This is a genomic window from Amycolatopsis cihanbeyliensis (assembly GCF_006715045.1).
Lineage (GTDB): Bacteria > Actinomycetota > Actinomycetes > Mycobacteriales > Pseudonocardiaceae > Amycolatopsis > Amycolatopsis cihanbeyliensis.
Window position 1 is genome coordinate 3732490 of the sequence record NZ_VFML01000001.1, and the last position, 23683, is coordinate 3756172.

The following is a 23683-nucleotide window of genomic DNA, read 5'->3' on the forward strand; positions in this document are numbered from 1 at the left end:
AGCACCGTCGTCGCGCCGACCAGCACCAGCGCGGCGATCAGCACCGTGGCCACAACGCGTTTGGACATCATCCCGTCACCTTGCCGCTACCCCGAGATCCAGGGCAAATCCACCACTCATCCGGGTGAACTTCCCCGCTGCCATGAGTGACCGTTCCCGGCGTCGTCACCAGGAACGGTCACTCCTGGCGGTGGGCTGGTCAGCGGAGGGTCTGGCCGGTGGACTTGAGGGCCCGGGTGGCCTCCACCACGCGGTCGGCCATCGCCGCCTCGGCGACCTTGAGGTAGCTACGCGGGTCGTAGGCCTTCTTGTTGCCCACCTCGCCGTCGATCTTCAGCACGCCGTCGTAGTTCTTGAAGAAGTGGTCGGCGATCGGGCGGGAGAAGGCGTACTGGGTGTCGGTGTCCACGTTCATCTTGATCACGCCGTAGGACAGCGCCTCGTGGATCTCCTCCAGCAGCGAGCCGGAACCGCCGTGGAACACCAGCTCGAACGGCTTCGAGCCCGCGGGAAGGCCGAGCTTCTCGGCGGCCACCGCCTGCCCGCGCTCGAGCACGTCCGGCCGGAGCTGGACCGCGCCCGGCTTGTACGAGCCGTGCACGTTGCCGAAGGTCGCGGCGAGCAGGTACCGGCCCTTGTCCCCGGCACCGAGCGTGTCCACGGTCTTCACGAAGTCGCCCTCGGCGGTGTACAGCTTCTCGTTGATCTCGTTCGAGACGCCGTCCTCCTCGCCGCCGACGACGCCGATCTCCACCTCGAGGATGATCTTCGCGGCGGCGGCCTTTGCCAGCAGCTCACCCGCGATCTCCAGGTTCTCGTCCAGGTCGATCGCCGAGCCGTCCCACATGTGCGACTGGAACAGCGGGTTCTCCCCGCGGTCCACCCGCTCCTGCGAGATCTCCAGCAGCGGCCGGACGAAGCCGTCCAGCTTGTCCTTCGGGCAGTGATCGGTGTGCAGCGCGATGTTCACCGGGTACTTCGCGGCGACCACGTGCGCGAACTCGGCGAGCGCGGAGGCACCGGTCACCATGTCCTTGACCTTGGTGCCGGAGGCGAACTCGGAACCGCCGGTGGAGAACTGGATGATCCCGTCGCTCTCCGCCTCGGCGAAGCCGCGCAGCGCGGCGTTCAGGGTCTCCGACGAGGTCACGTTGATGGCCGGGTAGGCGAACTCCCCTCCCTTGGCCTTGTCCAGCATCTCCGCGTAGACCTCGGGGGTCGCGATGGGCATGGGTTTCGTCCTCCTCGGATAGCAGGCGCCTACGCCCGCATCCTACGAGGCACCGGCGACCCGGCAGCACCCCACGAGGGAACCCGCTAGAACAGGGCGGCCGCGAGCTCCCGGTAGGCGGGTCGCGGGTCGGCCCCGTCCGCGGTGAGCACCTGGACGGCGACGTGGTCGGCCCCCGCTTCCAGGTGCGCGGTGATGCCACGGGCGATGGTCGCGGCGTCCCCGTGCAGCGCGAGGGCGTCCACCAGCCGGTCGCTGCCGCCGTTGTAGAAGTCCAGCTCGGTGTAGCCGAAGCGGAGCAGGCTGTTGGTGTAGTTGCGCAGGCCGAGATAGGCACCGACGACCGGGCGGGCGATCGCCCGCGCGCGCTCCGGGTCGGTGTCCAGCACCACCTTCTGCTCGGGTGCCAGCAGCGGGCCGGAGCCCAGCGTCTCGCGGGCCTGCCGGGTGTGCTCGGGGGTGGTCAGGTACGGGTGCGCGCCCGCGGTCCGCTCACCGGCGACCCGCAGTACCTTCGGGCCGAGCGCGGCCAGCACGACCGAACCGGCGGGCACCCCGACGGCGTCCAGTTCGTCCAGGTATCCCAGGATCTTCTGGTACGGGCTGGTGTAGGCGTCCTGCATCTCCGGGTGCCCGACACCGACCCCGAGCAGGAACCGGTTCGCGTGGTCCACCGCGATGCGGTGGTAGGAGGCCGCGACCTCGGCCGCGCCCGCGGTCCACATGTTCACGATCCCGGTGGCGACCGCGATCTTGCGGGTCGCCTCGAGCAGCCCGTCCACCGCGGCGAGGTCGGCCGGTGGCGAGCCACCGATCCAGATCGTCCCGTAGCCCAGCCGCTCGGCCTCCTCGGCGAACTCGGGATCCACCGCGCCGGCCCGCCACACTCCGATCTTGCCCAGTTCGATACCCATGTGGCTGCCAACGGTCGAAGTTCGTAAGGAATTCCCCAACCAGAACTACCCATCAGTAGCCTACTGTGAGTAAGTTCTGTAACCTGCCGCCAGCAGGCAGAACGAGGTGTCGAGGAGGACCCATGGCGAATCCGCTTTCCCGGCTGACCGGTTCCCGGAGGGCCGGAAGGGACACCGTGGTGCTGATCACCGGCGCGGCGCGGGGGATCGGTGCCGGGCTGGCCGAGCGGATCGCCGCCACGGGGGCGAAGGTCGCGCTGGTCGGGCTGGAGATGGACGAGATGCGCGCGGTGGCCGAGCGGATCGGCCCGAACGCGCACGCCTGGGAGGCCGACGTCACCGACTGGGCGCAGCTGCGCGCGGCCGTCGCCGGGGTGGTCGAGCACTTCGGCGGGATCGACACGGTGATCGCCAACGCCGGGATCGCGACCACCGGGTTCGTCCGCTCGGTCGACCCCGCCGCCTTCGAGAAGGTGATCGAGGTGGACCTGCTCGGTGTCTGGCGCACCTTCCGGGTGGCCCTGCCGCACGTCCTCGAGCGCAAGGGTTACCTGCTGGCGATCTCCTCGTTCGCCGCGATCGCGCACCCACCCGGGATGGCCAACTACACCGCGGCCAAGGCCGGGGTGGAGGCGTTCTGCAACAGCCTGCGCGCGGAGGTCCGCCACCTCGGCGTGCGGGTGGGCGTCGCGCATCCCACCTGGATCCGCACCGACCTGGTGGAAAGCGCCGACGCGCACCCGGTGTTCGGCAAGCTCAGGGCGGGGATGCCCGGCCTGTTCGGCAAGACCTACCCGCTGGAGCTCGCGCTGGAGCAGTTGCAGGCCGGCATCGAGCGGCGGGCGCGGACCATCCACGTGCCCCGCTGGGTGGGCGCGGTGAAGTTGATCAGGTCACTGCTGCCTCCGATGATCGAGCTCGGTGCCCGGTTGCGGGTGCCGGCTGCCGACCGGGCGGCGCTGGAGGACATCGCCGCCCGGGGCGCCAGGGAGGCCTCGGTCACCGGGCACGGCGGGCGCGCGGCGACTGCCCTTGAGGCAGTGGACTAGTCCAGTTCCGTGATCACAGTCGGAACCGCTGGCGTCGACCGGGTGACCCGATACGCTTTGTGTGCGTGCCCTCGACCGGGGACACGCAAGGCGAACCCACCGTAGTCAACCGGTCGAGGACGGGCAGGTATCGATGCAGGGCCCCGCGGAGAGCAGTGTCGAACGCACGCTCGGACATCTGCGCACGATCGACACGCCCGCGCGGCCCAGCGAACCCACGGCGCCACTCAACCTGGAGGACCTCTACCGCACGCACCGGATGCGGCTCGTCCGGCTGGCCATCCTGCTGGTGGACGAGCCGGCCACCGCGGAGGACGTGGTGCAGGAGGCGTTCACCGGGCTGCACCGCAACTGGGGTCGGCTGCGCGACGCCGCGGCCGCGGTCGGCTACCTGCGCACGGCGGTGGTCAACGGCTCTCGCAGCGTGCTGCGGCGGCGCAAGACGGCGCGGGACTACGTGCCACCGCATACCGCGAACGCCCGCTCGGCGGAGAGTCTGGCCATGCTGTCCACCGAGCACCAGTCGGTGGTCAACGCGCTGGCGAAACTGCCGCCACGGCAGCGCGAGGTGCTGGTCCTGCGGTACTACGGCGGGCTGTCCGAGTCGGAGATCTCCGAAGCGGCCGGGATCTCCAAGGGCACGGTGAAGTCGACGGCCAGCCGGGCACTCGAAGCACTGCAGAAGGCAATGCACGAGGGGCATAAATAACGAGCTGGCTTCGAAGTAAGGGGGTTTTTCACTGGGGGCTGGTCTGGACCAATATGCTGTTGGTGTGAACGGTACCGGAAACTTCGTGATCACGGGCGCCAGAGTGGCGAGCCCGAACGGGATAATGGACTCCGGTTGGCTCGCGGTCTCCGGCGAGCTGATCACCGGTCTCGGTACCGGGGTCCCACCCGCAGGCGAGCAGGTGGACGTCGGCGGGGCGCTGGTGGTGCCCGGATTCGTCGACACGCACTGCCACGGGGGTGGCGGCGGGTCGTTCTCCAGCACCGACCCGACCCAGTTCACCAGGGCGATCATGGCGCATCGCAGGCATGGCACCACCACCATGCTGGCCAGCCTGGTCTCCGATCCGATCCCGATCCTGGCCGACCAGCTCGCCGCGCTCGGCGAGCTGGTGCAGGACGGTGACCTGGCAGGCATCCACCTCGAGGGACCGTTCATCGCACGCTCCCGGTGTGGCGCCCACGACCCGGAGGCGCTGCGCGAACCGGACACCGACTCGGTGGACGCGCTGCTGGCCGCGGGGCGCGGCCATGTCCGGATGGTCACCCTCGCGCCGGAACTCACCGGCGGGATCAAGGCGGTACGCCAGCTCGCCGAGTCCGGGGTGATCGTCGCGGTCGGGCACACCGACGGGGTGGAGGAGCAGATCCGGCCCGCCGTGGACGCCGGGGCCACGGTGGCCACGCACCTGTTCAACGGCATGCGCCCGCTGCACCACCGGGAGCCGGGTCCGATCGGGACCTTGCTGGACGACGGGCGGGTCACCGTCGAGCTGATCTGCGACCTGGTGCACGTTCACCCGACCATGCTGCGGCTGGCCGCCCGGCACGCGGGCGGGTCGCGGACGGTACTGGTCACCGACGCGATGTCGGCCACCGACGCCGCGGACGGCACCTACACCCTCGGCAAGCTGGATGTGGATGTCCGGGACGGGGTGGCGAAGCTGGCCAGCAACGGTTCGCTGGCGGGTAGCACGCTCACCATGGACACGGCGTTCCGCAACCTGGTCGTCGGCGCGGAGATGAGCGTTCCGGAAGCGGTGCGGGCCACCTCGGCCCGCCCGGCGGAGCTGCTCGGCGTCACCGACAGGGTGGGCACGCTGAGCCCCGGCCTGCGCGCCGACCTGGTGGTGCTGGACGAGGACCTGCGCCCGGCGCGCGTGCTGCACCGCGGGAGCTGGGTCCCCGGCGTGCGCTAGGTGGCCAGCACGTAGACGAGCACGCCACCCGCGAGGCAGTAGTAGATCATCGGGAGGATCGTCTTGCGGATCAGGTCGCCTTCCCTGCCGAGCAGGCCGACCGTGGCCGAGGCGGCGACCACGTTGTGCACGGTGATCATGTTCCCGGCCGCGCCGCCGACGGCCTGACCGGCGACCACGGCCTCCGGCGCCACCCCGATGTTCTCCGCGGTGGAGAACTGGAACAGGGAGAACATCAGGTTGCTCACCGTGTTGCTGCCCGCGACGAACGCGCCCAGCGCCCCGATCCACGGCGCGAACAGCGGCCAGGCCCCACCCGCCACCGAGGCCGCGCCGTCGGCGAGGGTCAGCGGCATGCTCTCGTAGCCCGCCGCGTTCTCCCCGGAGTTGATGAAGATCCGCACCAGTGGCAGCGCGAACAGCAACGCCACCGCGGTGCCCGCGAGCTGCTTGCCGGCCACCCGCCAGGAGGCCGCGATCTGCGTGCGGTTCATCCGGTGCAACCCGTATGCCGCCACGCTGGCCACGATCAGGATGAACCCGGGTAGGTAGAACGGCTGCAGGCTCTCCGCGACCTCGGTGCCGAGGATGCCGTCGAAGTCCACCGACAACCCGGTGAGGAACTCCTGCACCGGCTCGACCGCCCTTGTCAGCACCAGCAGTACCGCGACCAGCAGGTACGGCGCCCAGGCCCGGCCGGGGTGCATCCGCCTGCCGGCCACATCCCCTTCCGGCCGCACGGTGCCGGTCCAGCGGGGTTGCCACTCCTCGCGCGGCGGGAACTCCCAGGGCGTGCCGGGCAGGAACAGGCCGCGCCGGGCCGCGGTGACCACGATCGCCAGGCCGACCAGGCCGCCGAGCAGCGCCGGGAACTCCGGTCCGAGCAGTCCGGCGACCACCACGTAGGGCACGGTCATGGACAGGGCCGCGAACAGCGCGAACCGCCACACCCGCAGGCCGTCGGCGAACCCGCGCGGCCCGCGCCCGCCGAAGAACCCGGTGAGCATGCAGGCCAGCAGCAGCGGGATCAGGGTGCCCACGATGGCGTGCACCACGGCGGCGTCCAGCGCGATCCGCGCGATGTAGTCGGGCATCTCCAGCCCCAGCACCGAGACCCGCCGCTCGACCTCCGCGCTGCCACCGAGCCCGTCGTTCACCCCGACCAGGATCGGCGTGCCGACCGCGCCGAAGGTCACCGGTGTGCTCTGGATGGTCAGCCCGACCATCACCGCCGCCATCGCCGGGAAGCCGAGCGCGAGCAGCAGCGGGGCGACCACGGCGGCCGGGGTGCCGAACCCGGACGCGCCCTCGATGAAGCTGCCGAACAGCCAGCCGATGATGATCGCCTGCACCCGCCGGTCCGGGCTGATGTCGGTGAAGGTCGCCCGGATCGAGGCGAGCGCCCCGCTGTTCGCCAACGTGCCGAGCAGCAGCAACGCGCCGAAGACGATGTAGAGCAGGCCGCAGGCGAGGATCAGCCCCTGGATGCCGGAGGCCGCGATCACCACCGGCTCGACCTCCCAGACGTACGCGGCGGCGAGCACCACGACGACGAAACCGAGTGGCATCGCGTACTTCGCCGGCCAGCGGAAACCCACCAGCAGGATGCCGACGACCACGATGGGGGCAAGTGCGACCAGGCTGAGGACACCCAGGTTGTCCATGAACGGCCTTTTCCGTATCGTGAAATGTGATTTCTGTCATACGTCAGGCCCGGCCGAGTCTGGCAGTGGAGTAATCACATGGTCAAGTTTCGGAATCCGTACCAGCGCGGTAACCAGCGGTACGGGCGGATTGCCCTGCCTCCTACACTCCCGCGGGTGTCCGAGTCAGGTACCGAGTACCGGGTCGACGATCTCGCCCGAGCGGCGGGGACGACGGTCGGCAACGTTCGGGTCTACCAAGATCGCGGCCTGCTGCCGCCGCCGATGCGGCGCGGCAGGGTGGCCGTCTACACCGAGGCGCATCTGGCCCGGCTACGGCTGGTGCTGGGGATGCTCGAGCGCGGCTACACCTTCGCGCAGATCCGCGAGATGATCTCCGCCTGGGAGGAGGGCCGCGACCTCGGTGACCTGCTCGGTCTCGAGGAAGTGCTCACCCAGCCGTGGTCGGACGAGGTACCGCAACGTATCCCGATCGTCGAGCTGACCAGGGAGTTCGGCAAGCATGCCGGGCCGGGCACGATCAAGCGGGCGCTCCGGCTCGGCATCGTCGAGCAGCAGGGGGCGCACCTGATCGTGCGCAGTCCACGGTTGCTCCAGGCGGGGCGCGAGTTGCTGGCCGCCGGCGTGCCGATGCCGGTCGTGCTGGACATCGCCGAGCAGATCCAGCGGCATACCGACGAGCTCGCCAAGCTGTTCCTGCGCATGGTCGATCAGCATGTGCTGCCCACCGAAGACCCGCAGTGGACCCCGAAGGCCGATGAGGTGCCCACCCTCACCGAGCGGGCGAAGCGGTTGCGCCCGCAGGCGCAGGCGGCGGTGTCCGCCTCGCTGGCCAGGTCGATGAGCCGGGAACTGAGCGCCTGGCTGGGGAACCGGTTCGGGCCGCTGTTGCAGCCCGAGGACGAGCGGGGCGACGAACGCGGAAGGGTTTAGTCTTCCATTCTTTCAATGACCGTTCTAATCTTTGGGTGTCCCGGCGAGAGGAACGGTCCATGAGCCGCCGCATCCCGACACCGCCCGACCGCGAGGTCACCGCGCAGCGCCTGCAGCAGTCCTCGGCGCGACTGAACTACGACCCCGATGTGGACATCGACTGGGATGCCCCGCTGGATCCGGACAAGTTCTTCGTGCCGGAACAGCTGGTCACCCTGTACGGCACCGAGCTGTGGCAGCGGATGAGCAGGCAGCAACGCCTCGAACTGTCCAAACAGGAAATGATCAACACGGTGAGCGTGGGGATCTGGTTCGAGACCATCCTGATGCAGATGCTGATGCGGCTGGCCTACCGCGGCGACCCGCGATCGCGACACGTGCACTACGCCTACACCGAGGTCGCCGAGGAGTGCAGGCACTCCACCATGTTCGGCAGGCTGATCGAGAAGGCGGGCGGCAAGCCGTACCGGCAGGACCTGCGCTGGTACGTGATCGGCCAGGCGTTGCCGTTCGTGCTGCGCGGGCCGTCGATGTGGGCGGCGACGCTGATGGGCGAGGAGGTCTTCGACGTCCTGCAGCGGGACACCATGCGGGACGAGAACCTGCAACCGATCGTGCGCGCGGTGATGCGTATCCACGTCACCGAGGAGGCGCGGCATGTGCGCTACGCGCGGGAGGACCTGCTGCGCGGTATGGGCCGGGTACGCAGGCTGGACAAGGAGTTCGCCCGTTACGTGGCCGCGCAGGGGGCGATGCTGCTGGCGACCGCGCTGACCCGTCCGGCGCAGTACGCCCGCGCCGGGCTGGACCCGCGGGAGGCGCGCAGGCAGGCCTTGGCGAACCCGCACCACCGGGAGGCCAAACGGCACGGCGCCGAGCGGGTGGTGCGGTTCCTCTCCGACGCCGACCTGATCGGTGGACCGACCCGGCGGCTGTGGCTGCGGTCCGGCCTGCTCGGTTGAGCACCATCGGGTTGCCCGAATGATCCACTTGACTGGGCACTAGCGTTGGGGTGTGACCGAGCCAGCCGACGACGCTGACGCCGCCAGCTCCGCCGAGCACGAACGGCTGCTGGCGGAGGCGCTGCGTGCCCAGGCACGCTCGGCACCGCAGTCGGACCGCCCGCGCGAGTTCGACAGCTCCGCGTTCGACAGCTCCACGTTCGACAACACCTCGATCATCGGGCCGAAGCCGGCGGTGCCGGCCGCGGAGGTGCCGCACAGCTACGGCCTGCTGTCCGGTCCCGCGGCGAACTCGCTGGAGCACGAACGCGCCGCGCTGGAGTCGATGGAAGCCAGGGCGGGCGAGGCCGAGCCCGAGCAGGCCACCGTGGAGCAGCGGGTGGCCGGGCCCGCCCCGCTGCCGGTGCGCTGGATCCTGCTGCTGGCCGTGCTGCTCGGCCTCGCGGCCGGTTCGGTGATCGGGCTGCTCACCCTGATTTGAACCCTGGTCTAAAGCGGAGTGGCGAAGCTCCACAGGTGCCCGTCCAGGTCACGCAGACCGCATTCGCGCCGGCCGGCCGCGGGAGTTACCCGGGCGCGAACATCGAGCCGGGGTTGAACAGGTTGTCCGGGTCGAGTGCGGCCTTGATCTGCCGGTGCACCCGCATGCCGACCGGACCGATCTCGCGTTCCAGCCAGTCCTGCTTGATCTTGCCGACGCCGTGCTCCCCGGTGACCGTGCCACCCAGCGCCATGCCGACCTCGAGGATGTCGTCGAAGGCCCGCTGCGCGCGGGCGGACTCCTCGGGTGAGGTGGGGTCGTAGACGATCGTGGGATGCATGTTGCCGTCCCCCGCGTGCCCGACCACGGCGATGCGCAGCCCAACCTCCTCGCTGATCCGGTGGCAGCCGGCGATCAGCTCGGCGATCCGGGTGCGCGGCACGCACACGTCGTCGGTGAGCCAGGTGCCGTACAGCTCCAGCGCGGTGAGCACGACCCTGCGCGCCTGTAGCAGCATGTTGCCCTCGGCGAGGTCGTCGGTCGCGTAGGTCATGTCGGAGCCGCAGTCCAGGCAGATCTGCTCCAGCACGGCGAGCTCGCGGCGGGCCACCTCGCCGCCGGAGTCGGACTGGCACAGCAGCAGCGCCTGGCAGCCGGAGCCGGCGCCGATGTCGGTCCTGAGGTACGCCTCGGAGGCCTTGATCGAGGTGGCGTCCATGATCTCCATCAGGGAGGGGACCAGGCCCTCGCGCACCACCCTGGCCACCGCCTCACCCGCCGCCTCGGTGCTGGTGAACCCGGCGACCAGGGTGGCAGGGGCCTGTGGCAGCGGGCGCAGCGCCACGGTGGCCTGGGTGATCACGCCGAGGGTGCCCTCGCTGCCGATGAACAGCCGGGCCAGGTCGTAGCCGGCCACCCCCTTGACCGTGCGACGCCCGGTCCTGAGCAGGGACCCGTCGGCGAGCACGACATCCAGCCCGAGCACCGAGTCGGTGGTGACGCCGTACTTCACGCAGCACAGCCCGCCCGCGTTGGTGGAGAGGTTGCCGCCGATCGTGCACCAGTCGTAGCTGGAGGGGTCCGGCGGGTAGAACAGCCCGTGCTTCTCCACCGCGTTCCGCAGGTCCAGGTTCACCACGCCGGGCTGCACCACGGCCAGCCGGTTGGCCGCGTCCACCTCGAGGATCTGGTCCAGCTTGGTGAGCGCCAGCACCACGCAGCCGTCGATCGCGTTCGCCGCGCCGGAAAGGCCGCTGCCCGCCCCGCGCGGCACGATCGGCACCCCGGCCTCCGCGCAGGCACGCACGGTGGCCTGCACCCCTTCGACGTCCGCGGGGAGCACCACCGCGAGCGGCCTGCCCGCGGGTGCCAGCGGCATCATGTCCCTGGAGTAACTCGCGGTGACGTCGGCGTCGGTGAGCACGGCGTCCTTGCCGAGCTCGTCACGGAGTCGGGCGGGCAGGGCATCGTTGCTCATGCCGCCCACGGTAGCCCTCCCGGCTGGTACGCAGGAGCAGCATCGCCTGCACCGCGGTGTAGGCCAGCAGCACCGCACCGAGTACGGCGGACACCTGCATCCCGTGCACGAACGCCTGTTGCGCGCTGCCCAGCAACTCCCCGGCCTGCGCGGGCGGCAGTTGCCGCGCGGTGGCCACGGCGCCGCCCAGGGTGTCCCTGGCCGCGGCGGAAGCCGTCCCGGGCAGCTCGGCCCGGTAGACGGCGGTGGCCACACTGCCCAGCACCGCGACGCCCAGCGCCCCGCCGAGCTCGAACCCGGTCTCGGAGATCCCCGAGGCCGCCCCGGCGCGCCGTGGCGGCGCGGTGGAGATCGCCAGGTCGGTGGTCAGCGCCTCGGACAGCGGCACGCCCGCGCCGACCAGTACGAACCCGACCACCAGCGCGGCGATCCCGGACTCCACGCCGACCTGGGTCAGGGCGAGGAAACCGGCGGCCGCGGTCAGCAGACCGACCCCGATCAGGTGCGGCACCGCGAACCGGGTGGCGAGCTGCGCGGCGCCCAGCGAGCTCACCACCCCGGCCGCGGTCGCGGGCAGCATCCACAGCGCCGCGGTCACCGGGCTCATCCCGAGCACGAGTTGCAGGTACTGCGGGGCCAGGAAGAACACGCTGCTCAGCGCGAACACCCCGAGCGTGTTGGTACCAACCGAGACGCTGAACCGCCGGTCGCGGAACAGGTCCAGGTCCAGCATCGGGTCGGCCAGCCGCCGCTGCCGGTTGACGAACCGGACACCCACGGCGAAACCAAGCAGGATCGCGCCCACACCGAGCAGGTCCGGCCCGCTTTCCGCGATCTTCTTGATGCCGTAGACCACCGGCAGCACGGCGCCCAGCGACAGCACCGCCGAGAGCGGGTCGAACCGGCCGGGGTTCGGGTCCCGCGCCTCCGGCAGCAGGATCGGGCCGAGTACCAGCAGCAGCACCATCACCGGCACGTTGATCAGGAACACCGAGCCCCACCAGAAGTGCTCGAGCAGCCAGCCGCCGAGCACCGGGCCGAGCGCCATGCCGCCGGAGAAGGCGGCCGCCCAGGCCGCGATCGCGATCCGGCGCTGCCGGTCGTCGGTGAACACGGTGCGGATCAGCGAGAGGGTGGACGGCATCAGCGTCGCGCCACCGATGCCCAGCAGCGCCCGCGCGGCGATCAGCATGGGGGCGCTGGTGGAGAAGGCGGCGATGATCGAGGCGATCCCGAACGCCGCGGCGCCGGCCAGCAGCAGCCTGCGCCTGCCGATCCGGTCGCCGAGGGTGCCCATGGTGATCAGCAGCCCGGCCAGCAGGAAGCCGTAGCTGTCCACGATCCACAGCTGCTGCGCGCCGGTGGGCGCCAGGTCCTCGCTGAGGTACGGCAGCGCGAACCCGAGCACCGTCATGTCCACGCTGATCAGCAGCACCGGCAGCGTGAGCACGCCCAGCGCGACCCACTCCCTGCGTCCTGCCTCGACCATGATCTCCCCTTGAACTTAACAGTCTGGACGGTACAGTTTCCGCCTCCAGTTGAAGATAGACCGTCTGGACGGTACAGTCAACCGCGTGCCGAAGCCCTCATCCCGGGACCGGATCCTGGACGCCTACGAGGAAATCCTGCTCACCCACGGGCCCGCCGCCGTCACCCTGGACGCCGTCGCGGCGCAGGCCGGCGTGTCCAAGGGCGGACTGCTGTATCACTTCGGGTCCAAGGATGCCCTGCTGGACGGCTTGCTGGAGCGGATGTCCCTGCTGACCGAGTCGGACGTGGCGAAGGCGCGCCAGGCCGAGGACGGGGTGGCGCGGTACTACCTGCGTTCCTCGGTCACCGACGCCAGCATGGACAACCCGTGGCACCGCACCACGCTGGCCGCGGTCCGGCTGGCCGGCGACGAGCCGAAGGCCGCCGAGGCGTTGCAGGCCTGCATGCGCCCGTGGCGGGAACTGCTGATCGAGCACCTGGACGACCCGCTGACCGCGGAGCTGGTCACGGTGATCGGGGACGGCCTCTACCTGCGCGCCTCCACCGGCGAGGATCCCAGCCCCCTGCTCGACCAGCTCGACGAGATCCTGCTCCGGCTGGGCGCGAAGCCCTGAACGTGGCTTTCCGGACGTCAGATGTCCCGAAAGCCACGTTCACGACGTCGAATGCCTCGATCGCCACGTTCAGGGCGCTCCCCTAGAAGCGGTCGACGGCTACGGCGCGGTAGGGGGTCTGCGGGGTGGGTGGCGTGCCGAAGCGTGCGTTGACCAGGTAGAACCGGGGGCCGAAGGCGGCCATGGTGGCTGGGACGTCGAAGCGGGGGTCGGTGGCCCGCCGGACCACCGTCGCCGCGGTGCCGTCCCGGTTCAGCTCCAGCCGGGTCACCGTGTTCGCGCGGTTCTGCACCACGTACAGGTCGCGGCCGGAGCGCAGTTGCCCGTCGTTGTGCGGCAGGGACTCCCCGCCGAGGTCGACCGCGCGGGCCACCCCGGTGGCCGGGTCGACCCGGAACAGGCGCCCGGTCACGGACTGGCCGATCAGCAGGGCCTTGCGGTCCGGGCTGGTCACGATCCCGTTGCCGTTGATTTCGCCGGGCACGTGCTCGATGTCCCCGGACAGCGGGACGGTGCCGACCTCCCGCTGCGCGGGCAGCTCGCCGTGCCTGCCGAGCGGCAGCTTGTACAGCACCGGCCGGAAGGAGTCGGTGAACCACACGGCCTCGCGGGTGATCACCAGGTCGTTCACGAACGCACCCTCGGCGGCCAGCCGGTAGCTGGCCAGCACCTCGCCGGTGCGCGCGTCGAGCACCCGCGCGTCCCCACCGGTGCCGCCCGCGACGAACAGCCGCCCGCGCGCGGAGTCCACCTTGATGCCCAGCGAGGGGGTGCCCGGCCCCTGGCTGAGCACCCGGCCGCGCCCGGTGACCAGGCTGGCCCGGTAGATCCGGCCGTCGGCGCGGGAGCCGAAGTAGGCCGTGGGCCACGCGCCGATCGCGATCCCTTCCGGCTGGAAGCCGTCCGGCAACCGCAGCTCGGTGGGGAAGAACGTGCGGGCGGAGGCGGGTGGGGCGAGCAGGGCGAACGCGGCGAGCAGGGCGACCAGCAATCCGGAAATCCGTGCCATTCCGACGATTCTGGCGCACCCCGCGCGCCGGATCCAGAGACACGTATGACCTGCGACCTGACGCCGGGCACGTCCGGGCGGGTCAGCCCGGAAGGCCGCCGCGCTCAGGCCGCCGTGTGCGCCAGCCAGTGGTCGGCCAGGTCGCGGTCGCCGGTGATGGTGACCCGGCTGGCGGGCAGCCGCCGGGTGAACACCAGCAGCAGGTCGCGGAGGGGACCGGCCAGTGTCGCGTCCGCGGTGCCGGTGGCGCGTGCCCACCGCACGCCGTCGGGGGTACGGGTGATCAGCCAGCCCGGGCCGGTATCGGGGCGGAGCTGGAGGGTCTGGCCGGTACCACGCAGCTCGGCGAAGGCCGGTCGCATGGAGGGTGTGACCGGGTCGGAAAGGATCTCCAGCCACTCGCTGATCGCGTCGGCCGCGAGATCCGGCGCCACCTCGAACTCGGTGCCCGTCGCGAGTGCCGCATCCGCGTGGTGAACCGTGGTGTCGTGCAGCATCCGGCGCAGCCAGAACGTCGCGGGCCGCGGGCCGAAGAACGTCCACACCGGACTCTCATCGGCGACGAGCACCGCGTCCGCGAGATCCGCGGCGCCCTCGTGCAGCCAGCCGGACCACTCCTCCGTGAAGCCGGGATCCGCGTCGAGCGGGTCCGGTACCGGGCTCGGGCCGGAACGGACGATGCCCGCCGCCCAGCGGTGTGCCTGGCCGATGTGCCCGACCAGCACCCGCAACGGCCACTCCGGGCAGGTGGGCACGGACGTGTCCGGGTCGGCGCGGGCCACCGCCGTGGCGAACCCCGCGGTGTGCTCGTGCAGTCCCTCGGCAAGTCGTGCGACATCCATGGCAGTACCGTAGAAACTCCACTCGGCTGGAGGTTCGACCGATGGTGAGCACCGACACACTGGGGATCGGCGACCTGGCCAGTCGGACCGGTGTGCCCATCCGCACGATCCGCTTCTACTGCGACGAGGGGCTGCTGGAGCCCGCGCGCAGCACCGGTGGGCACCGCCGGTTCGACGCGGCCACGGTCGACCGGCTGAACCTCATCCGGCGGCTGCGCGGGCTCGGGCTGGGCCTGCGGTCGATCGCCGACATCCTCGCGGGCCAACGCTCCCTCGCCGAGGCCGTGGCCGCCGAGCGGGCCGCGCTCGACCGCGAGGTGACGACGCTGGCCTGGCGGCGCTCGGTGCTGCGCGCGGTCGAGGAAGCGCCACTTGCCGACCGCACCACCCGGCTCCAGCTGTTGTCCGCGGTGCAGGACGGGTTCTCCGCGCACGAGACCCTCGTCCGTCTCTGGCGCCCGATGACCACCGGACCGATCCCGCCGGACACGGCCCGGATGTTCCTCGACATCGGCGCGCCGCGGCCGCCGGAACTGCCGACCCCGGAGCAGGTCGTCGCGTACGCCGAGCTGGTGCTGCTCGCCTCCGACCGGGCACTCGCCACCCGGCTGCGGGCCAGCACGCTCGTCGACCACGACCGGATCGCCGACCTCGGCGCGCTGCACGCCGCCGTCGGCGCGGCCTGCGAGCTGGCGGCTCCCCGGGTGGCGGCCGGGGCACGGGCGACGCCGGGACCCGCACTCGACCGGTTCGTCGCGGCCCACGCCGCCGCGCTCAATGCCCGCGACACCCCGGAGTTCCGGCGCGCGCTGAACCGGCGCACCGCCGCCGACCGGCACCCTCGGTTGCGCCGTTACTGGCACCTCGCCGGCGAGGTCACCGGCGAACCCGCGCCGGTCGGCGTCACGCACACCTGGCTGCTCGACGCCCTGGACCACTCGGTCAGCTGAGCCCTCCGCTCACCGCGCCGACGTTCACGCCATGCCATACACCCGCTCGACGTGCAGGCGCAGCACGAGACGCTGGTCGGCGACCATGACCGAGCGGTACTCGTCCCAGTCCGGGTGCTCACCCTGCAGGGCGCGGTACAGCTCGACCAGCTCGTCCACCACGGCGTCGTCCGGGGCCTTGGCGACCTCGGTCAGCTCGGCGGTGCCCTCGGCGACCGCGTAGGCCCAGCCGTCCTGGCTGGACACGTGCAGGCTGGCCCGTGGATCGCGGCGCAGGTTCCTGGTCTTGGCGCGGCCGTCCGTGATCGACACCCGGATGATCCCGGCGTCGGGGTCGTAGTGGTGGGTGATGTTGGACAGCTGCGGCCTGCCGTCCCGCTTGAGCGTCACCAGTACACCGAGCGGGCGGCTGCCGATCAACTCGTGCAGCGCGTGATCCTGTGCCATGGCTCACTCAACAAGCCACCCCTATCGTCGCATTCCGGCTGCCGCGTCACCCGGCCCAGAAATCTTCGGCTTCGGTGTCCGTCCGGGCCGTGGCCGTTCGTCGGTGGGTAGCAAGACGGTAAGGAAGGGACCTGATGAAGTACATGCTGTTGATCTGTGGCGACGAGTCGGCCGCCGAGCACGCCGAGGACGGCTGCGGCGGCTGGTCCGAGGAGATGACGGAACGTGGCGTGATCCGCGGCGGCGGTGGGCTGCGGCCGCCCAACGAGGCCACCACCGTGCGGGTGCGCGAGGGCGAGGTGCTGCTGGCCGACGGACCGTTCGCCGAGACGAAGGAGCAGATCGGCGGGTTCTGCCTGATCGAGTGCGCCGACCTGGACGAGGCGCTGGAGATCGCCGCGAAGCATCCGGCGGCGACCTACGGGACCATCGAGGTCCGGCCGATGCTGGAGTTCCCGGAATGACCGGGATCAGGGAGATCATCGCGGCCGAACGCGCCGAGCTGGTCGAGATACTCGCCGAGCTGAGCGAGCAACGGTGGGACACACCCACGCTGTGCGCGGGGTGGCGGGTGCGCGAGGTCGTCGCGCACATCACCATGGCGTACCGGTACTCCGGGCGCCGGTTCCTCGGCGAGATGCTGAAGTCCGGCGGAAACTTCACGAAGATGTCCGACCGGTGCGCCCGGCGGGACGCCGGGCTGCTGTCCGCCGCGGAGCTCACGGCCGCGCTGCGGGACAACGTGCACCACCCGTGGAAGCCGCCGGGCGGCGGGTACGAGGGCGCGCTGTCCCACGACGTGATCCACGGCCTGGACATCACCGTGCCACTCGGTATCGACCGCGCGGTGCCGCCCGAGCGGCTGCGGATCGTGCTGGACGGCTTCGAGCCGAAGCGGCTCAAGTTCTTCGGCGTCGACCTGGACGGGATCGAGCTGCGCGCCACGGACCTGGACTGGAGCTACGGCTCCGGCACACCGCTGTCCGGCGCGGCACAGGACCTGCTGCTGGTCGCCTGCGGCCGCATGCTCCCGCCCGGCCGCCTGCACGGCGAGCCCAGCGCCCGCTTCAGCACAAGGGAGGCCCGATCGTGAGCACCGAACCGATCGTGCTCGCCCTGCCGATCGCCGACCGCGGGACCTCGTTCGAGTTCTACCGCGCGGCGCTCGGCCTCGCGGCCCTCGGCGAGCCCGCCGAGGACGGCATGCCGGAGCCGCTGCGGTTCGCGGTCAACGACGGGCTGCACCTGATGCTCGTCCCGACCGAGGGCTTCGGCTGGGTGGTCGGCGGCCGGGAGGTCGCCGGACGCGGGACCTCGGAATGCCTGCTCGGCCTGTCCGCGAGCACCGAAGCCGAGGTGAACCGGATCGTCCAGCGTGCCGCCGAGGCCGGGGCGGAGGTCGTCCTCGCGCCGGGACAGCAGCCGTGGGGCTACGCGGGCACCTTCGCCGACCCGGACGGCCACGCCTGGATGGTCACCAAGGTCTAGCCGAAGGCCGTCTCAACTCCAACCGTTCCGCCGGAGGTCCCGGCACAGGTCGTCCAGGAGTTCGGCCGAACCGTCCGGATCGAGGGCGACGTCGCGGATCGCGGCGAAAGTACGCTCGCGGAGCTCAAGTTCCTCCGGATTTCGCGTCTTGACCGCACCGGCCACATGCGGGATGAACGCGATGTCGTCCTCATCCCGCCAGGGGTAGCCGAGGATCGTGAACGAGCCGGTGAGCCCTTGGTGACCTGCTGCCGACAATGGCAGCACTTGCACGACTACATTAGGTAACCGTGCAAGCTCAATGAGCTTAGCGAGTTGCCCGGCCATCAGGCTCGGTGAACCCCATGTTCATGGAAGGGAAGCGCGTGTGCGAAGTCGTGGTGTACTTCTTCCACCATGGCTTGGCCTTCGCCTGGCGCACCAGGTCCAGGATTCCGTCCCACTCGTCTGCGGGCACCAGGTACAGGTCGAGCATGCTGCGCACGGTGTGCACGCTGGGGGTGGTCTTGCCGTTCTCGATCCGGCTGAGCGTCGCGGCGGAGAACTCCAGCCCGCGGCATGCCTCTTCGGTCGAGATTCGGGCCTGGTCACGTAGCGCCTTCAGTTGCCTGCCCAGTCGCCGGCGCAGGAAAGGTGGACTCACCTGCACGGTCATGTTTCCTCACTCAGAAATAACGGAACGTCACCTGCAATTACACCATGTTTCCAGCAGCCTGAACTTGCCGCTGGATTCTTACGCCCATGCCGACCTGGGATTACTGGCACCGGATGGAGTACCGGCGCGAGGTGCGGAAGGGCCACTGCGTGCTGGAGTACGTCGAGGTGTTCGAGGACCAGGGCTGGACGTTCTGTCACCGCCCGGAACGGCAGCGGGAGTGGTTCGCGCACTACACCCGGGCCTGCGCCGAGGACTACCTCGCCCGCGTCCGCGCCCGGCCCGGCACCTGGGTGGTCGGGGTGTGGCGCACGGGCACGTCCGCATCCGGCGAGGGCGAACTGCTCGGCTCGATCCGGATGAGGTGGACCCGCCGCTAGCCGATCATGGTCGCCACGTCCAGCGGCGCGTCCAGCGCTTCCCGCTCGACCATCACATCGGCCACCCGCTGGATGCGTTCCGGTTCCAGGGCAGGCGTGAAGCTGGTCCAGCCCACCTGCCCCGCGATGGCCGGGTCCACCTTGCCGACCTCGATCAGCAGCGGGCGGACCGCGCCGTGGTTGGTCGCGGCCTCCTCGGTCGCCCGGTCCAGGGCCTGCCGGAAGGCCGCCACCGTACGCGGGTTGGCGGCGGCGAACTCGGCGGTCGCGGCGAAGCCACCCACCGGCAGCGCCTCGGTGGAGCCGGAGGCGAAGTCGTGGATCGGCCGCACCTCCTGCTCGGCCGTCGCCTGGGTGAGGAACGGTTCGGTGAGAAACGCGGCGTCGACCTCGCCCCGGCTCAGCGCGCCGGGGGTGTCCGGGAACGGCAGCTCGATCCACTCGATACCGCCCGGGTCCACCCCACGCTCGGCGGCCGCCTGGGCGACGAGCAGGTGCGACAGGGTGTTCCGCGCGGTGATGGCCACCCGCTTGCCCGCCAGGTCACCGGCGTCCCGGACCGGCGAACCCGGCCCGGCCACCACGGCGGTGTTGCCCGGCGCGAGCTCGGTGACCGCCGCAACCAACCGCAGGTCCGCGACGTCCCGGGCCTGCGGTAGCAGGAACGCGGGGTAGCTGGAGAAGGCGATGTCCATATCGCCGCCGATCAGCTTGGTCACCGCGTCCGCCCCGCTGCGGGTGAGCTGCGTGCGCACCTCCAGCCCCTCCTCGGCGAAGTAGCCGCGTTCGGCGGCCAGGAAGACCGGCAAGGTGTCCATCGAGGGCAGCACGGCGACGGTGATCGACGGCTTTTCCAGGTCGCTGCCCGCGGGGCCTGGCTCGGGCTCGTCCCCGCCGAGCAGGCCACAGCCGGTGAGCACGGCCGCGAGGGGGAACGCGAGAAGTAAGCGAAACCGGCGCATGCGTTGCTTCTCCTTCCGTTCGGACCCGGCGGCGGGTGTCGCTGAACAGCCAACTCGGCTACGCGAGCAGCAAACTCGCCTACGCGAGGGGCAAACACGGTTACGTGGGCGGCAAACACGATGGGGGCGGAAAAGGTTGCGTATGTGTTCGGCCACATCGGCGGTTACTTGGCTTGCGCAACTAACTTCGCCGGGTACATCCTTGACTTCGGCAACTAGTTGTATCAGCCAAACAAGACATGCTCGGCCAAAGACGGCGAAAACGGCACGAAAGACCTAACGATGACTCCACCCGCCACCACCTCCGCCCCGGGCTACCCGGCTACCGAGGCCGAGCTGGCCACGGCCGACGAGCTCGGCCGCCAGGTCGTCCGGTTCATGCGGTTGATCAACCGGGCAAAGTCCCGGGTGGCCAAGCAGGGGCCGGACGGCATCGAGCGAGCCGCGTACGCGCTGCTGTTCACACTGGTGCATGACGGGCCGCAGCGGGCATCCCAGCTCGCCGAGGCCCTGCACTCGGACATCTCCACGATCAGCAGGCAGACCAGCGCGCTGGTGCAGCACGGCCTGGTGGAGCGCACCGCCGACCCGAAGGACGGCCGGGCCTGCCTGCTCGCCGCCACGGACGAGGGGCTGCGCGTGTTCGAGGAGAACCGCAGGCAGCGCACCGAGTGGCTGGCCTGGCTGCTCGCCGACTGGCCCGAGGCCGACCGTGTCACGCTGAACACGCTGCTGGACCGGTTGAACGCCGGCATCGAAACGCACGATCCACAGCTCGCGGCCGGCGAGCAGCAGCACAAGGGGGACGAATGACCAGCTCCGTCGCCGAAAAGCCGGCGGAACCCACACCCGGTGAGGACTCAGCGGCGCCCAACCTGACCCACCGGCAGATCCTGGTGATCCTGTCCGGGCTGATGACCGGGATGTTCCTGGCCGCGCTGGACCAGACCATCGTCGGCACCTCGATCCGGACCATCGCCGATGACCTGAACGGGCTCAGCATGCAGGCCTGGATCACCACGGCCTACCTGATCACCGCCACGATCTCCACCCCGATCTACGGCAAGCTCTCCGACATCTACGGGCGCAAGCCGCTGTACCTCACCGCGATCTCCATCTTCGTGCTCGGCTCGGCGGCCGGTGCGTTCGCGCAGTCGATGTACCAGCTCGCCGCCTTCCGTGCGGTGCAGGGGCTCGGCGCGGGTGGCCTGATGTCCCTGGCGCTGACCATCCTCGGTGACCTGGTCCCGCCCCGGCAGCGGGCCAAGTACCAGGCCTACTTCATCGCCGTGTTCGGCACCTCCACGGTGCTCGGTCCGGTGCTCGGCGGATTCTTCGCCGGGATGGACTCGCTGTTCACCCTGCACGGCTGGCGCTGGGTGTTCCTGGTGAACGTCCCGCTGGGCGCGGTGGCGCTGTTCGTGGTGGCCAAGGTGCTGAACGTGCCGCACGAGCGGCAGAACCACCGGATCGACTGGTGGGGCGGGCTGTTCCTGGCGACCTGCCTCGTCCCGCTGCTACTGGTGGCCGAGCAGGGCCGCGAGTGGGGCTGGGGCTCGTCGGGCGCGCTGACCTGCTACGCCATCAGCGCCATCGGCCTGGTGCTGTTCCTGTTCACCGAGACCCGGATGAAGGACGCCGCGCTGATCCCGCTGCGGCTGTTCCGCAACTCCACCTTCAGCGTGGCCATCCTCGGCGGGGTGATCGTCGGTGTGGCCATGTTCGGCTCGATCATGCTGGTCCCGCAGTACCTGCAGATCGTGCAGGGCTACACGCCCACCGAGTCCGGCCTGCTGATGCTGCCGCTGATGATGGGCATCATGTCCGGTTCGGTCATCTCCGGCAGGCTCACCGCGCGCACCGGGCGGTACAAGGTGTTCCCGCTGGTGGGGGCCGTGTTGATGTCCACGGGCATGCTGCTGTTCGCCCAGATCGAGTGGGACAGCCCGATCTGGCAGCCGCTGCTGTACATGCTGACCATCGGCCTCGGTCTCGGTGGCTGCATGCAGACGCTGATCATCGCCGTGCAGAACGCGGGCCCGCGCCGGGACATGGGCGTCTCCACCGCCGCCGCCACCTTCTTCCGGCAGATGGGCGGGACCATCGGGGTCGCGGTCTTCCTCTCCATCCTGTTCAGCACGCTGACCGACAACATCGCCAGGGCCTTCGCCGCACTGGGCGTCTCGCCGGCCGCGGTGAACTCCGGCGGGAACAACATCATGGAGGACTCCTCGTTCCTCAACAACCTGCCGGTCGAGCAGGCCAAGCCGTTCTTCATCGGCTTCACCGACTCGATCAGTACGGTGTTCTACCTCGGCTCGGCGGTGGCGCTGCTGGCCTTCGTGGTGCTGCTGTTCATGCGGGAGATCCCGCTGGCCGACGGTGCGCCCGCGGCCGCGCCGGTGGAAGGCGGGGAGGCCCTGCTGGACGAGGACACCGCCGAGGACACCGCCGAGAGCTCCGCCGGGGACACCGCCGCGAACAAGGCCGCGGGGCGGCACCGGGCGCTGGCCACGCAGGAGTTCCGGCCGGCGGGGTTGCCGAGCTCGAACGGGCACGGCGCGGGTGTCCCGATCACGGGCCACGTCCGGCGGCAGGACGGCACGCCGGTGGACGGCGCCGCGCTCACCCTGATCGACCAGCACGGCAAGCAGGTCTCTCGCGGTACCGGGCACACCGACGGCTCCTACACCGTGGACACCCCCGGGCCGGGCAGCTACGTGCTGATCGTGTCCGCGGACGGGCACCAGCCGCAGGCCTCCAGCGTGGTGGTCACCGAGGAGGCCACCACCCTGGATGTGACGCTCACCGGCTCCGGTGAGCTGGCCGGGGTCATCCGGCTCGCCGGCGGCGACCCGGTGGAGGGAGCCACGGTCACCCTGACCGACGCGCGCGGCGAGGTGGCCGGGGCCTGCCGCACCGAGTCCGGCGGCGGGTACGCCTTCCGCGGGGTGGACTCCGGGGCGTACACCCTGGTGGCCAGCGGGGACGGGCTGCGGCCCGAGGCGGCCTCGCTGGTCGTGCCGGACAGCGGGGTGCTGCGGCAGGACCTCGAGTTGACCGCCGCGGTCCGGCTCTCCGGGGTGGCCCGCACCGAGGGCGACCGGGCGGTGCCGGACGCGCGGATCACCGTGCTCGACGCCGGCGGCCAGGTGCTCGCCGTGGCCCGTACCGACGCGGCGGGAAACTACCTGGTGACCGACCTGCCGCCGGGCGAGTACACCGTGGTCGCCAGTGGCTACCCGCCGGCGACCAGCCAGGTCAGCCTGCACGACGGCGACGCGGCCCACGATGTCCGGCTCGGCTACGAGCAGGTCATCGACGAGCTGGCGGAGCGGCGATGAGCGACAACGACGGCGGGTTGAGCGCGCGGGTGCGCACGGCGGAGGGCTGGCCGGTACCGAACGTGACACTCACCGTCACCGACGGCGCCGGCCGGCAGGTCGCGCGGGTGCCCGCGGACGCGGAAGGCACGGTGACCACCGAGCCGCTGCCGCCGGGGATCTACACCGCCGTGCTGGTGGCGGCCGGGTACCTCCCGCAGGCGCGTACCGCGCAGATCGGCTCAAACGGCACGGGGTCGCTCGGCGAGGTCACCCTCGCCCCGGCGGCGGGGACGGTGAAGCTCCCGCCGCCGGGGCCGTGGGTGATCGACCCAGCACACTCCTCGGTGGTGGCCACCGCGCGGCACCTCGGCATCGCCAGCATCAAGGCCCGGTTCGGCGACCTGGCCGGGCGGATCGAGGTGCGGCGGCCGGTGGAGCAGTCCACCGTGCGGGCCGAGATCAAGGCCGCCTCCATCGACACCGGCGTCCGGATGCGCGACGACCACCTGCGTTCCCCGGACTTCCTGGACGTGGACCGGTTCCCGATGATCGAGTTCGGCAGCACCGGGCTACAGCGGGAGGGCACCGATACCTGGACGATGTCCGGCGAGCTGACCCTGCACGGCCAGTGCCGGCCGATCCAGCTCGACCTGCGGTACAGCGGCTACGGGCCGGACCCGTGGGGCAGGGTGCGCGCCGCTTTCCACGCCGATGCCGTGCTGCATCGCAACGATTTCGCGATCGACTACAACGCGATGGTCCGCGCCGGGGTGGCCGCGATCGGTACCACCATCAAGATCGAGCTGGACATCCAGGCAGTGCAGGGCGAGCAGCTTCCCGAGCTCTAGAGTTCGCGACCCACGGACAGTAGAACGGAGCG

The 23683-nt window shown here is 70.7% G+C and carries 26 protein-coding genes; 15 read left to right on the forward strand and 11 right to left on the reverse strand.

Features of this window, described 5'->3' with window-relative positions:
• Window positions 1-199 precede the first annotated feature (199 nt).
• Together fbaA and FB471_RS16725 are read right to left on the reverse strand one after the other, a co-directional pair.
• Entirely contained in the window at window positions 200-1231 is a 1032-nt protein-coding gene (fbaA, locus tag FB471_RS16720) for a class II fructose-bisphosphate aldolase (protein WP_141999374.1), read from the reverse strand.
• 86 nt (window positions 1232-1317) lie between these two features.
• Window positions 1318-2145 (reverse strand): LLM class F420-dependent oxidoreductase, encoded by an 828-nt coding sequence (locus FB471_RS16725; protein ID WP_141999375.1) that lies wholly within the window; start codon window positions 2143-2145, stop codon window positions 1318-1320.
• Between the two features lie 122 nt (window positions 2146-2267).
• Here FB471_RS16725 and FB471_RS16730 point away from each other — a divergent pair, with 122 nt between their 5' ends.
• The 3 genes from FB471_RS16730 (at window position 2268) to nagA (ending at window position 5122) form a co-directional block, all read left to right on the forward strand.
• On the forward strand, window positions 2268-3194 hold the full coding sequence (locus tag FB471_RS16730) for a short-chain dehydrogenase/reductase (RefSeq protein WP_141999376.1): 927 nt from the start codon (window positions 2268-2270) through the stop codon (window positions 3192-3194).
• Window positions 3195-3327: 133 nt separating this feature from the next.
• On the forward strand, window positions 3328-3903 hold the full coding sequence (locus FB471_RS16735) for a SigE family RNA polymerase sigma factor (RefSeq protein WP_141999378.1): 576 nt from the start codon (window positions 3328-3330) through the stop codon (window positions 3901-3903).
• An 85-nt stretch (window positions 3904-3988) separates the two neighbouring features.
• Window positions 3989-5122 (forward strand): N-acetylglucosamine-6-phosphate deacetylase, encoded by a 1134-nt coding sequence (gene nagA / locus FB471_RS16740; RefSeq protein ID WP_142002056.1) that lies wholly within the window; start codon window positions 3989-3991, stop codon window positions 5120-5122.
• Here the strand turns inward: nagA and FB471_RS16745 are convergent.
• Complete coding sequence (locus tag FB471_RS16745) at window positions 5119-6786, reverse strand: L-lactate permease (protein WP_141999379.1); 1668 nt, start codon at window positions 6784-6786, stop codon at window positions 5119-5121. The two genes, nagA and FB471_RS16745, sit on opposite strands and share 4 nt — an antisense overlap.
• Before the next feature lie 156 nt (window positions 6787-6942).
• Between FB471_RS16745 and FB471_RS16750 the strand changes: the two genes are divergently transcribed.
• The 3 genes from FB471_RS16750 to FB471_RS16760 are packed head-to-tail and all read left to right on the forward strand — an operon-like array spanning window position 6943 to window position 9162.
• Window positions 6943-7719, forward strand: a complete 777-nt coding sequence (locus FB471_RS16750) for a MerR family transcriptional regulator (protein ID WP_246076441.1) — start codon at window positions 6943-6945, stop codon at window positions 7717-7719.
• Window positions 7720-7778: 59 nt separating this feature from the next.
• Entirely contained in the window at window positions 7779-8681 is a 903-nt protein-coding gene (locus tag FB471_RS16755; protein ID WP_141999382.1) for an AurF N-oxygenase family protein, read from the forward strand.
• A 52-nt stretch (window positions 8682-8733) separates the two neighbouring features.
• Window positions 8734-9162, forward strand: coding sequence for a hypothetical protein (locus FB471_RS16760; RefSeq protein ID WP_141999383.1), 429 nt, complete (start codon window positions 8734-8736; stop codon window positions 9160-9162).
• Window positions 9163-9247: 85 nt separating this feature from the next.
• Here the strand turns inward: FB471_RS16760 and FB471_RS16765 are convergent, their stop codons facing one another.
• Both FB471_RS16765 and FB471_RS16770 read right to left on the reverse strand, forming a co-directional pair.
• A complete protein-coding gene (locus tag FB471_RS16765) occupies window positions 9248-10639 on the reverse strand; it encodes an FAD-binding oxidoreductase (RefSeq protein WP_141999384.1) in 1392 nt (463 codons plus the stop codon).
• Window positions 10605-12128 carry an MFS transporter gene (locus tag FB471_RS16770; protein ID WP_141999386.1) on the reverse strand — a complete coding sequence of 508 codons (1524 nt, stop codon included), beginning with the start codon at window positions 12126-12128 and terminating at the stop codon, window positions 10605-10607. The genes FB471_RS16765 and FB471_RS16770 overlap by 35 nt, the downstream gene beginning before the upstream one ends.
• A gap of 85 nt (window positions 12129-12213) precedes the next feature.
• On the opposite strand from FB471_RS16770, the gene FB471_RS16775 reads away from it, so the two are divergent.
• Complete coding sequence (locus FB471_RS16775) at window positions 12214-12744, forward strand: TetR/AcrR family transcriptional regulator (protein WP_141999387.1); 531 nt, start codon at window positions 12214-12216, stop codon at window positions 12742-12744.
• An 82-nt stretch (window positions 12745-12826) separates the two neighbouring features.
• Here FB471_RS16775 and FB471_RS16780 read toward each other — a convergent pair whose 3' ends face one another.
• Together FB471_RS16780 and FB471_RS16785 are read right to left on the reverse strand one after the other, a co-directional pair.
• Window positions 12827-13753: an SMP-30/gluconolactonase/LRE family protein gene (locus FB471_RS16780; protein WP_141999388.1), complete on the reverse strand. Its 927-nt coding sequence runs from the start codon at window positions 13751-13753 to the stop codon at window positions 12827-12829.
• Between the two features lie 104 nt (window positions 13754-13857).
• The gene (locus FB471_RS16785) at window positions 13858-14595 is read right to left on the reverse strand and encodes a maleylpyruvate isomerase family mycothiol-dependent enzyme (RefSeq protein WP_141999389.1); all 738 of its coding nucleotides are present in this window, start codon (window positions 14593-14595) and stop codon (window positions 13858-13860) included.
• 41 nt (window positions 14596-14636) lie between these two features.
• Between FB471_RS16785 and FB471_RS16790 the strand changes: the two genes are divergently transcribed.
• Window positions 14637-15545, forward strand: a complete 909-nt coding sequence (locus FB471_RS16790) for a MerR family transcriptional regulator (RefSeq protein WP_246076442.1) — start codon at window positions 14637-14639, stop codon at window positions 15543-15545.
• Between the two features lie 24 nt (window positions 15546-15569).
• Here the strand turns inward: FB471_RS16790 and FB471_RS16795 are convergent, their stop codons facing one another.
• A complete protein-coding gene (locus FB471_RS16795) occupies window positions 15570-15992 on the reverse strand; it encodes a PPOX class F420-dependent oxidoreductase (RefSeq protein WP_141999390.1) in 423 nt (140 codons plus the stop codon).
• A 134-nt stretch (window positions 15993-16126) separates the two neighbouring features.
• On the opposite strand from FB471_RS16795, the gene FB471_RS16800 reads away from it, so the two are divergent.
• From FB471_RS16800 to FB471_RS16810, 3 genes are read left to right on the forward strand one after another with little or no spacing between them, the layout of a single operon-like run.
• Window positions 16127-16456, forward strand: coding sequence for a YciI family protein (locus tag FB471_RS16800; RefSeq protein WP_141999391.1), 330 nt, complete (start codon window positions 16127-16129; stop codon window positions 16454-16456).
• Complete coding sequence (locus FB471_RS16805) at window positions 16453-17085, forward strand: maleylpyruvate isomerase family mycothiol-dependent enzyme (RefSeq protein ID WP_141999392.1); 633 nt, start codon at window positions 16453-16455, stop codon at window positions 17083-17085. Before FB471_RS16800 ends, FB471_RS16805 begins: the two co-directional genes overlap by 4 nt.
• Entirely contained in the window at window positions 17082-17480 is a 399-nt protein-coding gene (locus FB471_RS16810) for a VOC family protein (protein ID WP_141999394.1), read from the forward strand. Before FB471_RS16805 ends, FB471_RS16810 begins: the two co-directional genes overlap by 4 nt.
• A gap of 12 nt (window positions 17481-17492) precedes the next feature.
• Here the strand turns inward: FB471_RS16810 and FB471_RS16815 are convergent, their stop codons facing one another.
• Window positions 17493-17807: a Scr1 family TA system antitoxin-like transcriptional regulator gene (locus FB471_RS16815; protein WP_246076443.1), complete on the reverse strand. Its 315-nt coding sequence runs from the start codon at window positions 17805-17807 to the stop codon at window positions 17493-17495.
• Entirely contained in the window at window positions 17788-18135 is a 348-nt protein-coding gene (locus FB471_RS16820; RefSeq protein WP_141999397.1) for a helix-turn-helix domain-containing protein, read from the reverse strand. The genes FB471_RS16815 and FB471_RS16820 overlap by 20 nt, the downstream gene beginning before the upstream one ends.
• Before the next feature lie 86 nt (window positions 18136-18221).
• Between FB471_RS16820 and FB471_RS16825 the strand changes: the two genes are divergently transcribed.
• Entirely contained in the window at window positions 18222-18515 is a 294-nt protein-coding gene (locus tag FB471_RS16825) for a hypothetical protein (protein ID WP_141999398.1), read from the forward strand.
• Here FB471_RS16825 and FB471_RS16830 read toward each other — a convergent pair.
• Window positions 18512-19477, reverse strand: coding sequence for an ABC transporter substrate-binding protein (locus FB471_RS16830; protein ID WP_141999399.1), 966 nt, complete (start codon window positions 19475-19477; stop codon window positions 18512-18514). The two genes, FB471_RS16825 and FB471_RS16830, sit on opposite strands and share 4 nt — an antisense overlap.
• A gap of 282 nt (window positions 19478-19759) precedes the next feature.
• On the opposite strand from FB471_RS16830, the gene FB471_RS16835 reads away from it, so the two are divergent.
• Genes FB471_RS16835 through FB471_RS16845 form a run of 3 tightly spaced genes read left to right on the forward strand, consistent with a single transcriptional unit; the run spans window position 19760 to window position 23651 of the window.
• The gene (locus FB471_RS16835; protein ID WP_141999401.1) at window positions 19760-20290 is read left to right on the forward strand and encodes a MarR family winged helix-turn-helix transcriptional regulator; all 531 of its coding nucleotides are present in this window, start codon (window positions 19760-19762) and stop codon (window positions 20288-20290) included.
• Window positions 20287-22821 carry an MFS transporter gene (locus tag FB471_RS16840; protein WP_141999402.1) on the forward strand — a complete coding sequence of 845 codons (2535 nt, stop codon included), beginning with the start codon at window positions 20287-20289 and terminating at the stop codon, window positions 22819-22821. Before FB471_RS16835 ends, FB471_RS16840 begins: the two co-directional genes overlap by 4 nt.
• Window positions 22818-23651 (forward strand): YceI family protein, encoded by an 834-nt coding sequence (locus tag FB471_RS16845; RefSeq protein WP_141999404.1) that lies wholly within the window; start codon window positions 22818-22820, stop codon window positions 23649-23651. Before FB471_RS16840 ends, FB471_RS16845 begins: the two co-directional genes overlap by 4 nt.
• Window positions 23652-23683: the final 32 nt, after the last annotated feature.

Bases quoted from the DNA above. Each gene is read 5' to 3' on its own strand.
- fbaA (WP_141999374.1), bottom strand. From the start codon at position 1,231: ATGCCCATCGCGACCCCCGAGGTCTACGCGGAGATGCTGGACAAGGCC.
- FB471_RS16725 (WP_141999375.1), bottom strand. From the start codon at position 2,145: ATGGGTATCGAACTGGGCAAGATCGGAGTGTGGCGGGCCGGCGCGGTG.
- FB471_RS16730 (WP_141999376.1), top strand. From the start codon at position 2,268: ATGGCGAATCCGCTTTCCCGGCTGACCGGTTCCCGGAGGGCCGGAAGG.
- FB471_RS16735 (WP_141999378.1), top strand. From the start codon at position 3,328: ATGCAGGGCCCCGCGGAGAGCAGTGTCGAACGCACGCTCGGACATCTG.
- FB471_RS16745 (WP_141999379.1), bottom strand. From the start codon at position 6,786: ATGGACAACCTGGGTGTCCTCAGCCTGGTCGCACTTGCCCCCATCGTG.
- FB471_RS16755 (WP_141999382.1), top strand. From the start codon at position 7,779: ATGAGCCGCCGCATCCCGACACCGCCCGACCGCGAGGTCACCGCGCAG.
- FB471_RS16765 (WP_141999384.1), bottom strand. From the start codon at position 10,639: ATGAGCAACGATGCCCTGCCCGCCCGACTCCGTGACGAGCTCGGCAAG.
- FB471_RS16770 (WP_141999386.1), bottom strand. From the start codon at position 12,128: ATGGTCGAGGCAGGACGCAGGGAGTGGGTCGCGCTGGGCGTGCTCACG.
- FB471_RS16780 (WP_141999388.1), bottom strand. From the start codon at position 13,753: ATGGCACGGATTTCCGGATTGCTGGTCGCCCTGCTCGCCGCGTTCGCC.
- FB471_RS16785 (WP_141999389.1), bottom strand. From the start codon at position 14,595: ATGGATGTCGCACGACTTGCCGAGGGACTGCACGAGCACACCGCGGGG.
- FB471_RS16790 (WP_246076442.1), top strand. From the start codon at position 14,637: ATGGTGAGCACCGACACACTGGGGATCGGCGACCTGGCCAGTCGGACC.
- FB471_RS16795 (WP_141999390.1), bottom strand. From the start codon at position 15,992: ATGGCACAGGATCACGCGCTGCACGAGTTGATCGGCAGCCGCCCGCTC.
- FB471_RS16800 (WP_141999391.1), top strand. From the start codon at position 16,127: ATGAAGTACATGCTGTTGATCTGTGGCGACGAGTCGGCCGCCGAGCAC.
- FB471_RS16805 (WP_141999392.1), top strand. From the start codon at position 16,453: ATGACCGGGATCAGGGAGATCATCGCGGCCGAACGCGCCGAGCTGGTC.
- FB471_RS16815 (WP_246076443.1), bottom strand. From the start codon at position 17,807: ATGGCCGGGCAACTCGCTAAGCTCATTGAGCTTGCACGGTTACCTAAT.
- FB471_RS16820 (WP_141999397.1), bottom strand. From the start codon at position 18,135: ATGACCGTGCAGGTGAGTCCACCTTTCCTGCGCCGGCGACTGGGCAGG.
- FB471_RS16825 (WP_141999398.1), top strand. From the start codon at position 18,222: ATGCCGACCTGGGATTACTGGCACCGGATGGAGTACCGGCGCGAGGTG.
- FB471_RS16830 (WP_141999399.1), bottom strand. From the start codon at position 19,477: ATGCGCCGGTTTCGCTTACTTCTCGCGTTCCCCCTCGCGGCCGTGCTC.
- FB471_RS16835 (WP_141999401.1), top strand. From the start codon at position 19,760: ATGACTCCACCCGCCACCACCTCCGCCCCGGGCTACCCGGCTACCGAG.
- FB471_RS16840 (WP_141999402.1), top strand. From the start codon at position 20,287: ATGACCAGCTCCGTCGCCGAAAAGCCGGCGGAACCCACACCCGGTGAG.
- FB471_RS16845 (WP_141999404.1), top strand. From the start codon at position 22,818: ATGAGCGACAACGACGGCGGGTTGAGCGCGCGGGTGCGCACGGCGGAG.